The sequence below is a fragment of the Pseudomonas sp. LA5 genome (assembly GCF_028640825.1).
In the GTDB taxonomy this organism is placed as follows: domain Bacteria; phylum Pseudomonadota; class Gammaproteobacteria; order Pseudomonadales; family Pseudomonadaceae; genus Chryseomonas; species Chryseomonas aestiva.
Map to the genome: position 1 here is coordinate 121,995 of NZ_JAQYZY010000052.1, position 14,282 is coordinate 136,276.

The window sequence follows — 14,282 nt, forward strand, 5'->3', positions numbered from 1 at the left end:
CTCAACCCAACCTACAAAAGCGGCCCCCAGCCTAAGACCGAGGGCGTAGGCTTGTTATTTCGCCATCACCCGCGTAATCCGATCCCCCTCGGCATCATCCTGCCCCTTGGCCTTGTTCACCGCGTAGACCACACCCTTGCCATCCACCACCGCGTGGTTGGGATAGGTACCCAGCTCCAGATTGGCCTTGAGGGTGCCGTCCGGGTCGACCACGGTCAGGGTGCCGGCGCCGCGGTTGGTCACGTAGGCCAGGCGCTTGACCGGGTCGAAGGCCACGTTCAGCGCCCCGGCGCCGGTGGTGACGTTGTGCAGGGTCTTGCCGGTCTTGGCGTCGACGATCAGCAGGTTGTCGCTGCCCTGGGCGGTGATGAACAGGCGATCGGTCTGGGGATCGTGGGCCACGCCCATGGGGGTCTTGGCGCCCTGGATCGGGAAGACCTTCTCGACCTGCTCGGTCTTGGCGTCGATCACCGCGGCTTCGTTGGTCTTCAGGCTGACGGCGTAGAGCTTGTGCACCGCCGGGTCCAGGTGCATGCCGACCACGGCGAACTGCTCGCCGCGCACGCCCGATTCGATGGTGATGTGCTTGCGCACGGCCGGGGTCTTGGCGTCGAAGCTGACGATGTCCGGGGTCATGGCCGCCGAGGCGAAGGCGCGGTCGAGCTTCTCGTCGACCACCACGGTGTGGGCATGGGGCACGAGGCCGGGTTCGAATTGCTTGACCAGGCCCAGGTCACTCTGGCGATAGACCGCCACGGTGTTCTGCCGGGTATTGGTGGTCCAGACGTGGCCGTTGCGATCGTCCACGCCCACGCCGTAGACGGCGTAGACACCGGCGTCGCTGCCCGGCGCGGCGGCCGGGGTGATCTGGCGCTGGATGGCCAGGTCCTTGGGATCGAGTTTGAGCAGTTGCGAGACCTTGACCGGCGGGCGGCCCACAGCCGAGGTGACGAACAGGGCGCCGGTCTTGGCGCTGATGTCCACCTGGTACAGCCCCGGGACCAGTTTGACCGCGGTGAGGCTATAGGCGTCGGCGCCGGATAGCGGCACCACCGGCGAGACCTTGAGCGGGAAGACCGCGGCGCCCGAAGGCTGGGCGGTGCTGATGACGATGGGGTGCTGGCCGGGGGCGGCGTCTTCGGGGATGCGCAAGGTCGCCTTGAAGGTGCCCTGAGCGTCGGCCACGTAGGCGGCGTCGGGGTTGAGCGCCACGCCGCCGCGGGACAGGGTGATCTGCTGACCGGGGGTGAAGCCGCGGCCGTCCAGCGCCACCTCGCTGCCGGCCAGGATGGCGGTGCCGGTGACAGGGCTGGCCTTGATCTCGCCATGGTAGTCCGGATCGGGGGCTTCGAAGCTGGAGCGCGCCTGGGCGGTTTGGCCGCCCAGCGCCAGCAGACCGGCCAGCAGGGTGACGGAAAAGATGCGCCGGCCCTTGGCCGAAGACGCTGGAGCGATGTTCATCAGGGATTCCTTGTAGCGGCGATCAAGATACCCGCGCCAGAGCGCCGGGCGGCAGAGGCCCTCCTGGGCTGGACCATGTTAAGGCGAAAGCGAAATACTTGCATTTAGATTTGCAGGTTTTACGCGTGCTCGGCATCCGGGGTATCGAGCGGGCGCTGCATCAGGCAGGCGCCGGCGCCATAGCCGGCCAGCTTGGCCTTGAGCGCGGCGTCGGCTGGGACTGGGTGATAGTGGTGGCGTTGCCAGTAGCCGATGGCGTTGGACAGCGACACCAGCCGCCCCTGGCGCAGGCGGGCGCGTCGGGCCTGGCCCTTGGCGTGACGATAGAGACGCCCCGCCACGCCCTGACCTTGGGCCTCGGGATGCACGGCGCAGTCGTGCAGGAACCAGGTCGAGGCCGCGCCTGGCAATTGCTTGAGAGGAGCACCCAGTACCGGCGGTAGGCCGTCGTCCCAGGGATAGGCGATCAGATAGCCACGCAGGCGATCCTCGGCATCGGTCGCCACCCAGCAGTGTTCCGGGGCGAGTTCCAGGCGATTGGCGTAGAAGGCGTGGTCTTCGAGCAGGTCGGCGGGGTAGTTGGCCGCCTGGATGTCGAGAACGGCCGGGATGTCGGCAGGGCGCAGCGGGCGTATCGAAGGCATGACGATGAGGGGAAAAGGTCCGGCCGGGCAGTATGTTCACTGCCCGGCCGGGAGGCAAATGCCCCGGAGCCGTGGGTGGTGAGTCCCCTCGGCAAGCCTGCGCCCAGGCTGTGGGGGACTGGATTCCACCGACGACCTTGGCGTGCCTGGCGCCGCCGCTGGCTTCAAGCCTTGGCGATCAGCCGCGAATTGCGCTCGTTGCGGAATTGCAGGTCCTCGATCCGCTGGGTCGCTGTCTCGGCTTCCTGGCGGGCGGCGAGGATGAGGTCGTGGTGCGGTGATTTGGCGCAGACCGGATCGGCGTTGCGCGCATCCCCAGTGAGCATGAAGGCCTGGCAGCGGCAGCCGCCGTAGTCCTTTTCCTTTTCGTCGCAGGAGCGGCAGGGCTCGGGCATCCAGTCGTAGCCGCGGTAGACGTTGAAGCCGAAGGAGTCGTACCAGATGTGCCGCAGATCCTGCTCCTTCACGTTCGGGAAGGCGATGGGCATCTGCCGGGCGCCGTGGCAGGGCAGGGCGGTGCCGTCCGGCGTGATGGTCAGGAACAGCTTGGCCCAGCCATCCATGCAGGCCTTGGGGCGCTCTTCGTAGTAGTCCGGGGTGACGAAGATCAGCTTGCAGGGATGATTCTCGGCCTTGAGGCGCGCGCGGTACTCGTTCGTGATGCCTTCGGCGCGCTCCAGCTGGGCCCTGGTCGGCAGGAGACCGGCGCGATTGCGCTCGGCCCAGCCATAGAACTGGCAGGTGGCGAGTTCGACGAAGTCGGCTTCCAGGGCCAGGCAGAGGTCGATGATCTGGTCGATGCGATCGATGTTGTGCCTGTGGGTGACGAAGTTGAGCACCATCGGGTAGCCATGGGCCTTGACCGCCTTGGCCATGGCCAGCTTCTGGGCGAAAGCCTTCTTCGAGCCGGCCAGCAGGTTGTTCACCTGTTCGTCGCTGGCCTGGAAGCTGATCTGGATATGGTCCAGGCCGGCTTCCTTGAATTCGGCGATGCGCGCCTCGGTGAGGCCGATGCCGGAGGTGATGAGGTTGGTGTAGTAGCCCAGCCGGCGCGCCTCGCGGATCAGCTCGGCGAGGTCCTGGCGCACCAGGGGTTCGCCCCCGGAGAAGCCGATCTGGGCCGCGCCCATCTCCCGTGCCTCGGCCATCACCTTGAACCACTGCTCGGTGGTCAGTTCGCGCCCCTGGGCGGCGAAGTCCAGGGGATTGGAGCAGTAGGGGCACTGCAGCGGGCAGCGATAGGTGACCTCGGCCAGCAGCCACAGCGGCAGGCCGACGCTGGGCGCAGCAACGGTGGGCGGCTGCGGCAACTGCATGGGCGTGCCCGGCAGGCTGGTGTCAGCCGAGCAGGAGCCAGTGCTCGGCACGGGCGACCTCCATGAATTGTTCGACGTCGGCGCCCAGCTCGGGCACGCCGGGAAAGCGTTCGTCGAGGACGGCGATGATGGTGGCCACGTCACGCTGGCCGTCGATCAGCCCGCCGATGGCGGCGGCGCTGTCGTTGAGCTTGATCATGCCCTCGGGATAGAGCAGCACATGGGCGTCCTGCGCCGGCTCGAACTGGAAGCGATAGCCGGGGCGCCAGCGCGGCACCTGGGTGCGGTCGAAGCTCATAGGTCGATTCCTCGGTGCCAGCGACGTTCGGCGGTGACGCTGTGATAGGGCGGGCGGTGCAGTTCGTAGGCCATGCTCATGGCGTCGAGCATGGTCCAGAGGATGTCCAGCTTGAACTGCAGGATCTCCAGCATGCGCTGCTGGGATTCCCAGGTGGTGTAGTGCTGCAGGGTGATCTGCAGGCCGTGCTCGACGTCGCGCCGGGCCTGGCCCAGGCGGGTGCGGAAGTATTCGTAGCCGGCCGGATCGATCCAGGGATAGTGGGTCGGCCAGGCGTCCAGGCGCGACTGGTGGATCTGCGGCGCGAACAACTCGGTCAGGGAACTGCTGGCGGCTTCCTGCCAGGAGGCGCGGCGGGCGAAGTTGACGTAGGCGTCCACCGCGAAGCGTACCCCGGGCAGCACCAGTTCCTGGGAGAGCACCTGCTCGCGGTCCAGGCCGGTGGCCTCGGCCAGGCGCAGCCAGGCCTCGATGCCGCCTTCGCTGCCGGGCTCGCCGTCGTGGTCGAGGATGCGCTGCACCCACTCGCGACGGATCTCGCGGTCCGGGCAGTTGGCCAGGATGGCGGCGTCCTTGAGCGGGATGTTGACCTGGTAGTAGAAGCGGTTGGCCACCCAGCCCTGGATCTGCTCGCGACTGGCGCGACCCTGGTACATGGCCACGTGATAGGGGTGGTGGATGTGGTAGAGGTCGCCCTTGGCGCGCAGGGCGGCTTCGAATTCGGCTGGCGTGAGGGCGTTGGGCATGGCGTTCACAACTCGATGGACATCCCGTCCCAGGCGACTTCCACACCCTGGCGCGCGACGATGGCGCGCTCGGGGGAGTCTTCGTCCAGGATCGGATTGGTGTTGTTGATGTGGATCAGCACCTTGCGCTGGCGCTCGAAGCCGGCCAGCACCTCCAGCATGCCGCCAGGACCGCTCTGCGGCAGGTGGCCCATCTCGGTGCCGGTCCGGGTGCCTACGCCGCGACGCTGCATCTCGTCATCGGTCCAGAGGGTGCCGTCCACCAGCAGACAGTTGGCCTGGCCCATCAGCTCCAGCAGGGCGGCGTCCGGCTGGCCGAGGCCCGGGGCATAGAACAGTTTGCCGCCGGTGTGTCTGTCATGGACCAGCAGGCCCAGGTTGTCGCCCGGGTGCGGATCGTAGCGATGGGTCGAATAGGGCGGCGCGGCGCTGCGCAGCGGAAAGGGCGTGAATTCCAGATGCGGACAGGCCGGAATGGTGAAGCTGCCGCTCAGGGCGATGGGCTGCCAGCTGAGCCCGCCGTTCCAGTGTTCGAGCATGTTGAACAGCGGAAAGCCGGTGGTGAGGTCCTGGTGGACCATCTCGGTGCACCAGACCTGGTGGGGGCAGCCTTCACGCAGGCTGAGCAGGCCGGTGGTGTGGTCGATCTGGCTGTCCAGCAGGACGATGGCGCGGATGCCGGTGTCGCGCAGGGCCCGCGCCGGCTGCAGCGGGGCGAAGCCGGCCAGCTGGGCGCGGATGTCGGGCGAGGCGTTGCACAGGATCCAGTTCACCCCGTCATCGGACAGGGCGATGGAGGACTGGGTACGGGCCTGGGCCCTGAGGGTGCCCTTGCGGAAGCCGTCGCAATTGACGCAATTGCAGTTCCACTGGGGAAAGCCACCGCCGGCGGCGGAGCCGAGAATCTGGATATGCATGGGAAAGGCTAAACCTGGAAAAAGTACGCCCCGGCGAACCGGGGCGTGGGGCGCATCAACGGTTGGCGAAGTACATGGTGACTTCGAAGCCGATGCGCAGGTCAGTGTAAGCAGGCTTGGTCCACATGGGAGGTCTCCTCTTTGACTGCGAAAGCCGGATGGATCCGGTCGTCAAGTCTAACAAATGTTATCTAGCTAAGGGTTTTTGCCGCGACGAATCGCTGGCGGTCCGGCGGACATAACTGTCTTACCGATCCTGCAACAGATTGACCGCCGGCAGCGGCCGACGCTCCCGGGAAAGTGTTGAAAGCTATGACATCCAGCCGGATGGCGCGTCGGCATTGGCCAGGGCGAAGCGCGGTGCGTCGCTGGCGGTGAGTTGCTGCCAGGCCTGCTGCAGGGCCCTGTCGTCCAGGGTGGCCAGGGCGTGTTGTAGGGGCGCAAGATCCAGCGTCCCGCTGCGCTGGAAGCCCCACCAGAGGCGCTCGGCCAGAGCAGCGCGTTGAGGGGTGCCGGGGCTGAAGTCGCGCACCAGCTGGCGGATGTTCTGTGAAAGCGTCGCACCCTCGGCCTGTATGGCGGCCAGGCTGTCAGCCAGGCAACCCTCGATTTCCGCCAGGATCTCCGCCGCCCGGGCATGGGGTGACTGGACACCGATCAAAAGACCGGCCTGATCGCCCAGCTGGCGATAGGCGGAAAACACCGCATAGCCCAGTTGCCGCTCGCTGCGCAGGCGCTGGAACAGCGGTCCCTGCAGGCGCGCCGCCAGCAGCCGCCAGGCGGCTTCGGTGGTGGCGCGCGCGTCGGGTTGCGGACAGAACAGCAGCAGCGCCTGCTGGGCATCGGCGCTGGGTTCGGGGTGCCAGTGGCGACCGGTGAAGCTGGGCAATTCGCCCTGCGGCCCGGCCTGGGGCTGGGGCGGCGGGGTGACGGCAGCCAGGGATGCCTGCGCCGTCTGCGGCAGGCCGCAGGCCAGGGCTTGCCAACGCGGGCCTTCGGTAATCTCCGTCAGCGGCGTGACCGCAGTCAGTCGCTCGGGCAGGACCTTGAGCAACTGGCGGATCAGCATGGGCTCTGGCGGTACCGCGGGTGCCGGGCTGCCGTTATCCCGCTCCGCCGTCAGGCGGCCGAGCGCCTGCTCCAGCACCGCCGGCAGCGCCGCGGCCCAGCCTTGCAGTCGCAACTCCCAGGGCGCCCCCGGTGGACTCCAGCGCAGGTTGACGCCCGCCTCGGCGGCCCGCCGGGGGAGCGCGCCCAGTACCTGGGCATCGGGCGCAACCGGTCCCGGCCATCGCCAGCGCAGGAACAGCAGGCCTTCGCGCTGCTGCGGGGCAAGGGCCTGGCTGGTCGGCCAGGGTTGCAGCGCCGGGGCGCTCGAAGGTACGGGGTCAACGAGCAAAGGATTGGGCGGTGGCAGGGTAAAGGGAGCGGCGACGGGCGACGCCCGGTTCGCTGCATCGGCCAGGCCGGCGGCGAAACCGCTGAGGCGTTCCGGGACCAGTTGCGCGAGCAGCCGCGGCCAGGCGGCCTGGGCGGCGGGCGAGAGGGCCGGTTGTGGCCAGGCGTCTCCTCGTCGATCCAGCCAGAGGCGTTCAACCAGGCGTCTTGCCAGCGCCAGGGCGGGCAGGGTGGCCCAGACGCGCTGGATGCGTTCGGCGTGGCTCTGCTGCAATGCGGACAGGGGTGTCTGGCGCAGGGTGTCCAGCCAGGCGAACAGGAGGCTGGTCAGGTGGCCGGGGCTGGCCTGAGGACCGGGTGAGAGATCCAGCTGGAGCAGGCCCTGGCCTGCCTGGCGATAGGGCCAGGCGAGGCTGAGCCGTGCGGCCTGGCCCGCCTGGCGCAGGAGGGCGGGCAGGCCGCCGGGATGGTCGCCGAGCAGCAGGGTCTCCAGCAGCTCCGCCGCTTCCCAGCTGCCGGGCGGCAGGTCGTCGAGAGCGAATTGCAGAGCCAGCCTGGGCGGCGTGGCGGTAATGGTCTGCCAGCGTTCGCCGGTGGCCGGGAGTGGCGGGGGCGCTGCATTCGCGGGCGCAGGAGCGGATGCCAGGACGGCACCCTGTTCGCGGGCCAGGTCTGCCAGTTCGGCCAGCGATTGTGGCCCGGCCAGCATCAGCAGAGCGTTATCGGCGCGGTAGTGCTGGTGCTGGAAAGCGCGCAGCGCCCTTTGGAAGGCAGGGCTCTGCAGCGGCAGGCTATAGCGATTGCCGGCGTGAAAGCCGGCGGCGGGATGGTCCGCGGGCAGGGCGGCCGCCAGGGCCAGGTCGCGGCGGGTATCGGCGCTGCGCGACCAGGCGATGAATTCGGCGTGCAGTACCTCGCGCTCGCGGCGCTGGGCGCCTGGTGCCAGCAGCGGTGCGGCGAGCATGTCCAGCAGTCGGGCGAGCCCGGCGGCCAGATGCTCGGGGGCCAGGGCGAAAAAGAAGTCGGTGGTGGTCTCGCGGGTGCTGGCGTTGAGTTCGCCACCCAGGCGCTGCACCAGCGGCATCAGGCCGTCCGTCGCCGGATAGCGGCGGCTGCCGAGAAAGAACAGGTGTTCGAGAAAGTGCGCCAGCCCCGGAAAGGCCCGCGGTGCCTGGTGACTGCCGGCGCCGATGCGGACCAGGGCGGCCGCCTGGGGCAGCTCGGGATCGTGCAGCAGGGCGACGGCCAGGCCGTTGGCGAGGCGCAGTCGGCGGTGTTGGGAAAGAGAGCTGGGCATGGGGATAGCTTAACCGAGTCTTGGGGAGGGTGATGGAGCGGGGCGTGCCCTCACCCCGGCCCTCTCCCTGGGGGAGAGGGGGAAGAGCGAGAGCCGTGCCTGGTTTGGCCTCACCCCGGCCCTCTCCCCGAGGGAGAGGGGGAGGAGCGGGTGGGGTGCCTGGGTTTGTCCTCCCCCTGGCCCTCTCCCAGGCGGAGACGGAGCGTTCGAGGCACGGTCTTGACACTGTAGCGTGGAAAACGGCGCAGCCTTTTCCGCTGGGCCTCAGGTGCCAGGGGCTCTTTTCATAGCAAGAAAAGCCCGGGCGAAAAAAATCCCGGCTGGGCCGGGATTTCGGGGTGGGGCGAGGGGGGTTCCAACAGGATGTCAAAAATGCTCGAAGCATCCTCGCCCCGAACCCTCTCCCGGAGGAGAGGGGAGCTCAGGCGCGGGCGCCCTTACTTCTTCTCGGGCAGGGCGAAGGCCATCACATAGTCACCCTGCTTGGTGCCCAGCGAGCCATGGCCGCCGGCATAGACCAGCACGTACTGGCGACCGTCCTTGCCGGTGTAGGTCATGGGGGTGGTCTGACCACCGGCCGGCAGGCGGCCTTTCCACAGTTCCTTGCCGTTCTTCACGTCATAGGCACGCAGGTACTGGTCCAGGGTGCCGCTGAGGAAGGCCACGCCACCGGCGGTGGTGACGGTGCCGCCCAGGCTGGGCACGCCCATGGGCAGGGGCAGCGGAACCGGCGAGTTGTCGCGCACGGTGCCGTTCTTGTGCTTGTAGACCAGTTTGCCGGTGGTCAGGTCGAGACCTGCCACATAGCCCCAGGCGGGTGCCTGGCAAGGCAGGCCCAGCGGCGACAGGAAGGCCGACAGGATCACGCCGTAGGGCGCGCCCTTGTTGGGCTGGATGCCCTCGGTCTCGCTCTTGCGCGCCGGCTGGTTGGCAATCTCTTCACGCGGCACCAGCTTGGAGGTGAAGGCCATGTAGCTGGGGTTGAGGAAGGCGATCTGGCGCACCGGATCGACCGAGAGGCCGCCCCAGTCGAACACGCCGAAGTTGCCCGGGTAGACGATCGACCCTTGCGTGGACGGCGGGGTGTAGATGCCCTCGTAGCGGTGCTCGCGGAAGGCGATGCGGCACAGCGCCTGGTCGAAGGGCGTACCGCCCCACATGTCGCTTTCCTTGAGGGTCGGCGCGGCCAGGTTGATCGAGGAGACCGGCTGGGTCGGCGAGGTGTGGTCGCCTTCCACCGCGCCCTGGGGCACCGGGGTTTCCTTGATCGGGTAGATGGGCTGACCATTGGTGCGGTCCAGCACATAGATGCTGCCCTGCTTGGTCGAGGCCATCAGCGCGGGTTTCACGCCGCCTTCGGTCTTGATGTCCACCAGGGTCGGCTGACCGCCCACGTCCATGTCCCAGAGGTCATGGTGGGTGAACTGGTAGTTCCAGCGCACCTTGCCGGTGGCGATGTCGAGGGCGACCACGCCGGCGCTGTACTTCTCGGAGGCCGGGGTACGGTCACCGCCCCACTGGTCGGGCATCTGGTTGCCCATGGGCAGATAGACCATGCCGATCTTTTCATCGACGGCCATCATCGACCACATGTTGGGCGAGTTGCGGGTGTAGATGCCATCGGCGGCGATGGGCGCGGTGGCGTCCGGATTGCCGCTGTCCCAGTTCCACACCAGCTTGCCGCTGTGCACGTCGTAGGCGCGGATCACGCCGGACGGCTCGTCGGTGGAGACGTTGTCGGTGACGTGGCCACCGATGATCACCAGGTTGCGGGTCACCGCTGGCGGCGAGGTGGAGTAGTAACCGCCGGGCGTGAAGCTGCCCATGTTGGCGGTCAGGTCGACCTGACCGTTGTCGCCGAAGTCGCTGCATACCTTGCCGGTGTCGGCGTTGATGGCGATCAGGCGGGTGTCGGCGGTGGGCAGGAACAGGCGGCGCGGGCAGCTGCTGGCGGCCGGGGTGCTCTGCTCGTCGACCGGGACGGCACTGCCGTTGGCCAGGCTCTGGCCCGCGGTGGTGGTGCCGGCGTAGGTGGCGTCGTCGTGGTAGGCCACGCCGCGGCAGGTCATGTGCGCCCAGCCCTTGAAGCTGTCGGCGTGCTGGGTGCTCAGCTTGGGATCGAAGCGCCAGATTTCCTTGCCGCTGTCGGGGTCCACGGCGATCACCTGGCTGTGCGGCGTGCAGACATAGAGCTTGCCGTTGACCTTGAGCGGGGTGTTTTCCGCGGTGGTCTCCTGGGGATCGTTCGGGCCGGGGATGTCGCCGGTACGGAAGGTCCAGGCCGGTTGCAGCTCCTTCACGTTGCTGACGTCGATCTGCTTGAGCGGCGAGTAGCGATCACCGAACGCGGTGCGGCCATAGGACGGCCAGTCGCCATCGGCGGCGGTCGGGGCGGCGCTTTCGACGCCAGCGGTATCGCGGCCCAGGTCACCGTCCAGACGGTTGTAGTTGACGAACTGGGCGATCAGGGCGACGACCGCGGCGATTACCAGGGAGCCGACCAGCGGCAGGCCGCCGCTACGGCTGTCCAGCGGACGGCGGAACACCGGGATCAGCAGCACCAGGCCGAGGACGAACCAGAGCGCCAGGCGCGGCACCAGTTGCCACCAGTCGAACTGGACTTCCAGTACGGCCCAGGCGGTGGAGACCACCAGGAAGAAGGCATAGACCCAGACCCCGCTGGCCCGCCGGATGCACAGCAGGTAACCACTCAGGGCGAGCAGCACGCCGCCGCCGAGGTAATACAGGGAGCCCCCGAGGGTGGCCAGTTTGATGCCCAGCCCCAGCAGGGCGAGGCCCAGGAGGATGAACAGGATGCCGAGTAACCTGGCAGGCAGGCCTCCCGGTCTCGCGTTGGAAGTGACAGTCATGGCAGCGCTCGCAATGCAATCGTGAAAAGAGACTTCGACTCGATCGACGACATCGCAAATCGGAACCGCATGCGGATCTGTCGTCTGCTACGTCTGAACCTGTTGTCTGTCTTATTGTTCCACCCCTTCGCCGGCTTCCCTGGCAGGAAGCTAGAGCGGTCGCGCTGAGGCGAAGCGGGGGATGGATCGGGGGCGTCGTCTGAATCGGGCGGGTAGATAGTAAGCTAAGCATTGACTGATGTCACTTCGCGATGACGGAAGGAAGGGACCCGTGGCGCGCCGTGCCTGCTAACATCGCGAGCCGTTTCCGCGATGCCTCCTGCCATGTCCGACGTGCTTGCCCTGGTCCAGGCGACCTTCGACGTCACCGCTCCGGTCTTCGCCCTGGTGCTGCTGGGCTGCGTGCTCAGGCGACTGGGCTGGATCGACACCCCCTTCATCAACACCGCCTCGGCGCTGGTGTTTCGCGCCACCATGCCGACCCTGCTGTTTCTCGGCATCCTCAAGGCCGATCTCGGCGAGGCGCTGCAGCCGCTGCTGCTGGGCTATTTCGCCCTGGCCACGGTGGCGAGTTTCCTGGCCGCCTGGGGCTGGGCGATCTGGCGCTGTCCCCATGCCGATCGCGGGGTCTATGTGCAGGGCGCCTTCCGCGGCAACTGCGGCATCGTCGGCCTGGCCCTGGCGACGACCCAGTACGGCGACTATGGATTGTCGGTGGGCGGGATCATGGCCGGCATGGTCATCCTCTTCTACAACGTGCTTTCGGCCATCGTGCTGGCGATCTACAGTCCGCACCTGGAAGCCAACTGGCGCACCCTCCTGCGCAGCATCCTCGGCAATCCGCTGATCATCGGCATCCTGCTGGCGATTCCCTTCGCCTATTTCCAGTGGCAGCTGCCGCGCTGGCTGGACACCTCGGCGCGCTACTTCGCGGGTCTCACCCTGCCGCTGGCGCTGATGTGCATCGGCGCCACCCTGTCACTGACCTCGCTGCGCGAGAGCAGCGGCCTGGCGCTGGGCGCCAGCCTGTGGAAGATCGTCTGGATTCCGCTGCTGGGCGTGCTGGGCGCCCTGGCGCTGGGCATCCAGGGACCGGCACTGGGCATCCTCTTTCTCTACCTGGGGTGCCCGACGGCCGCCTCGAGCTTCGTCATGGCCCGCGCCGCCGGCAGCAATGCCCAGCTGGCGGCGACCATCGTGGTGCTCAGTACCCTCGGCGGGATGCTGACCACCAACCTGGGCCTGCTCCTGCTGAAAGCATTCAGCCTGCTGTAGGGCGCGCCGGCCAGACATCGGCGTTGTGAGAACGTTTATCGGTTGGCGCCAGCTAAAAGTCAGATTTGAGCGTAATAGTGCGACGTCGCCCGTCCCAGGTCGTCTTGCCCTCTCTATACTTATCGCACTATCTACTTGCGAGGAGAGCGGCTGCTCACTACCCAAGCCCTACGCGTGGTATCCATGAAACGCTCGCTCCAATTCAGCCACAAGATCCTGCTGGCGGCCGCCCTGGTGGTGACCATCGCCCTGGCCGGCTTCGCCAGCTTCAATGCCTATCTGCAGCGTCAGGCGATCACCCAGAGTCTCGAAGCTTCGCTGGGCGAGATCGGGCGCATTACCGCCGGCAACATCGCCTACTGGCTGGACGCGCGGGTCAAGCTGATCGACAGCCAGGCCCAGGCGCTCAGCCGCGACAGCAGCCCGGCCAACGTGGTGGGCCTGCTGGAAGAGAAGCTCTATACCAGCAACTTCGACTCCACCTACCTGGGTGAGGTCGACGGTACCTTCACCGACCGCCCCCATACCCCCATGGAGGCCGGCTACGACGCCCGCCAGCGCGACTGGTACAAGGCTGCGGTCAGCGCCGGCGGCCCCATCCTCACCGAGCCCTATCTCACCGCGCCGCCGCAGAGCTTCCTGTGCATCACCATCGCCGCGCCGGTCCTGCAGAACGGCAAGCTGATCGGCGTGGTGGCTGGCGACCTGGTGATGGACAGCCTGATGAAGATGATCACCTCGCTGGACGCCGGCGGTCTGGGCGAAGCCTTCCTGGTGGACGGTGACGGCAAGATCCTGGTCAGCAGCCACGCCGACCAGGTGCTGAAATCGCTCAAGGAGGTCTTCCCGGAGCAGACGCCGAGCCTGGCCCCCGGTTTCCATCACGTGCTGCAGAACGGCAGCGAGCGCCTGGTGAGCTTTACCCCGGTCGCGGGCCTGCCCTCGGTCAAGTGGTACCTGGCGCTGTCCATCGACCAGGCCAAGGCCTATGCCCCGGTGACCCAGGCACGCAACCTGGCCATCGTCGCCACCCTGGTGGCGGTGGTCGCCATCATCCTGTTGCTGGGCTTGCTGATCCGCGTGCTGCTGCGGCCGCTGCACGACCTGACCCGCGCCATGGCCGACATCGCCGAAGGCGAGGGCGATCTGACCCGCCGCCTGCCGGTGCAGGCCCGCGACGAATTCGGCGCCCTGGCCGAGGCCTTCAACAAGTTCGTGGCGCGCATCCACACCTCGATCCGCGACGTGGCCCAGAGCACCGGCGAGCTGAATCAGGGCACGCGCCGGGTGCTGGAGTCATCGCAATCCTCCATGCAGCAGTCGGATCTGCAGGCCCAGCGCACCACCAGCGTGGCCGCCGCCATCAACGAATTGGGCGCCGCCGCCCAGGAGATCGCCCGCAATGCCGCCCATGCCTCGGGCGAGGCCAGCACCGCCCGTGCCCAGGGTGAAGAGGGTCGCGAGGTGCTCGACGAGGCCCTGCACGCCATGCAGGCGCTGTCGGCCAAGATCGGCACCAGTTGCGAACATATCGAGGCGCTCAACGGCAAGGCCGCCAACATCGGCCAGATCCTCGAAGTCATCCGCGGCATCTCCGAACAGACCAACCTGCTGGCGCTCAATGCCGCCATCGAGGCGGCCCGCGCCGGTGAGGCCGGGCGCGGCTTCGCCGTGGTGGCCGACGAGGTGCGCTCCCTGGCCAGCCGCACCCAGAGTTCGGCGCAGCAGATCCAGCAGATGATCGAGGAACTGCAGACCGGCTCGCGCGACGCCGTGGCGCTGATGCAGGAAAGCCAGCGGCAGAGCGCCCACAGCATGCAGGTGGCCAAGAGCGCCGGCGAGCGGCTGGGCAGCGTGACCGAGCGCATCGGCGAGATCGATGGCCAGAACCAGTCGGTGGCCACCGCGACCGAGGAACAGACCTCGGTGGTGGAGACCCTGAACATGGACATCAGCGAGATCAACCTGCTGAACCAGCAGGGTGTCGACAACCTCCAGGCCACCCTGGCGGCCTGTACCGCCCTGGAAGCCGAGGCCGGTCGCCTGCAGCGGCTGGTGGG

Annotated in this window: 11 protein-coding genes and 1 pseudogene; 3 read left to right on the forward strand and 9 right to left on the reverse strand. The window is 67.6% G+C overall.

The genetic code is table 11. The features are described from left to right. Positions 1 to 54: 54 nt before the first annotated feature. The 9 genes from PVZ72_RS19880 to PVZ72_RS19920 form a co-directional block, all read right to left on the reverse strand. Complete coding sequence (locus PVZ72_RS19880; protein ID WP_273862818.1) at positions 55 to 1,461, reverse strand: YncE family protein; 1,407 nt, start codon at positions 1,459 to 1,461, stop codon at positions 55 to 57. Positions 1,462 to 1,580: 119 nt separating this feature from the next. Beyond that, positions 1,581 to 2,105: a GNAT family N-acetyltransferase gene (locus PVZ72_RS19885; protein ID WP_273862819.1), complete on the reverse strand. Its 525-nt coding sequence runs from the start codon at positions 2,103 to 2,105 to the stop codon at positions 1,581 to 1,583. Positions 2,106 to 2,269: 164 nt separating this feature from the next. Continuing rightward, positions 2,270 to 3,421, reverse strand: a complete 1,152-nt coding sequence (gene pqqE, locus PVZ72_RS19890; protein ID WP_273862824.1) for a pyrroloquinoline quinone biosynthesis protein PqqE — start codon at positions 3,419 to 3,421, stop codon at positions 2,270 to 2,272. 22 nt (positions 3,422 to 3,443) lie between these two features. Then, complete coding sequence (gene pqqD / locus PVZ72_RS19895; RefSeq protein ID WP_273862820.1) at positions 3,444 to 3,719, reverse strand: pyrroloquinoline quinone biosynthesis peptide chaperone PqqD; 276 nt, start codon at positions 3,717 to 3,719, stop codon at positions 3,444 to 3,446. Further along, a complete protein-coding gene (pqqC, locus tag PVZ72_RS19900) occupies positions 3,716 to 4,465 on the reverse strand; it encodes a pyrroloquinoline-quinone synthase PqqC (protein ID WP_150339801.1) in 750 nt (249 codons plus the stop codon). The genes pqqD and pqqC overlap by 4 nt, the downstream gene beginning before the upstream one ends. Before the next feature lie 5 nt (positions 4,466 to 4,470). Beyond that, positions 4,471 to 5,382 (reverse strand): pyrroloquinoline quinone biosynthesis protein PqqB, encoded by a 912-nt coding sequence (gene pqqB, locus PVZ72_RS19905; protein ID WP_273862821.1) that lies wholly within the window; start codon positions 5,380 to 5,382, stop codon positions 4,471 to 4,473. Positions 5,383 to 5,437: 55 nt separating this feature from the next. Beyond that, positions 5,438 to 5,509, reverse strand: a complete 72-nt coding sequence (pqqA, locus tag PVZ72_RS19910; protein WP_003243383.1) for a pyrroloquinoline quinone precursor peptide PqqA — start codon at positions 5,507 to 5,509, stop codon at positions 5,438 to 5,440. Between the two features lie 183 nt (positions 5,510 to 5,692). Next, entirely contained in the window at positions 5,693 to 8,077 is a 2,385-nt protein-coding gene (gene pqqF / locus PVZ72_RS19915; protein WP_273862822.1) for a pyrroloquinoline quinone biosynthesis protein PqqF, read from the reverse strand. Between the two features lie 437 nt (positions 8,078 to 8,514). Continuing rightward, positions 8,515 to 10,947 (reverse strand): glucose/quinate/shikimate family membrane-bound PQQ-dependent dehydrogenase, encoded by a 2,433-nt coding sequence (locus PVZ72_RS19920; RefSeq protein WP_187981048.1) that lies wholly within the window; start codon positions 10,945 to 10,947, stop codon positions 8,515 to 8,517. A gap of 333 nt (positions 10,948 to 11,280) precedes the next feature. On the opposite strand from PVZ72_RS19920, the gene PVZ72_RS19925 reads away from it, so the two are divergent. From PVZ72_RS19925 to PVZ72_RS24340, 3 genes and pseudogenes are all read left to right on the forward strand, one after another. Next, the gene (locus PVZ72_RS19925) at positions 11,281 to 12,222 is read left to right on the forward strand and encodes an AEC family transporter (RefSeq protein WP_405046460.1); all 942 of its coding nucleotides are present in this window, start codon (positions 11,281 to 11,283) and stop codon (positions 12,220 to 12,222) included. A gap of 183 nt (positions 12,223 to 12,405) precedes the next feature. Then, a pseudogene (locus PVZ72_RS24335) lies at positions 12,406 to 13,392 on the forward strand (HAMP domain-containing protein); the annotation flags it as partial. Between the two features lie 141 nt (positions 13,393 to 13,533). Next, positions 13,534 to 14,282, forward strand: a 749-nt coding sequence (locus PVZ72_RS24340) for a methyl-accepting chemotaxis protein (RefSeq protein ID WP_443218254.1), incomplete at its 3' end; no start/stop codon positions are given.

Excerpts from the sequence above, each read along its gene's own strand:
- PVZ72_RS19880 (WP_273862818.1), bottom strand. The coding sequence starts at position 1,461 with ATGAACATCGCTCCAGCGTCTTCGGCCAAGGGCCGGCGCATCTTTTCC.
- PVZ72_RS19885 (WP_273862819.1), bottom strand. The coding sequence starts at position 2,105 with ATGCCTTCGATACGCCCGCTGCGCCCTGCCGACATCCCGGCCGTTCTC.
- pqqE (WP_273862824.1), bottom strand. The coding sequence starts at position 3,421 with ATGCAGTTGCCGCAGCCGCCCACCGTTGCTGCGCCCAGCGTCGGCCTG.
- pqqD (WP_273862820.1), bottom strand. The coding sequence starts at position 3,719 with ATGAGCTTCGACCGCACCCAGGTGCCGCGCTGGCGCCCCGGCTATCGC.
- pqqC (WP_150339801.1), bottom strand. The coding sequence starts at position 4,465 with ATGCCCAACGCCCTCACGCCAGCCGAATTCGAAGCCGCCCTGCGCGCC.
- pqqB (WP_273862821.1), bottom strand. The coding sequence starts at position 5,382 with ATGCATATCCAGATTCTCGGCTCCGCCGCCGGCGGTGGCTTTCCCCAG.
- pqqF (WP_273862822.1), bottom strand. The coding sequence starts at position 8,077 with ATGCCCAGCTCTCTTTCCCAACACCGCCGACTGCGCCTCGCCAACGGC.
- PVZ72_RS19920 (WP_187981048.1), bottom strand. The coding sequence starts at position 10,947 with ATGACTGTCACTTCCAACGCGAGACCGGGAGGCCTGCCTGCCAGGTTA.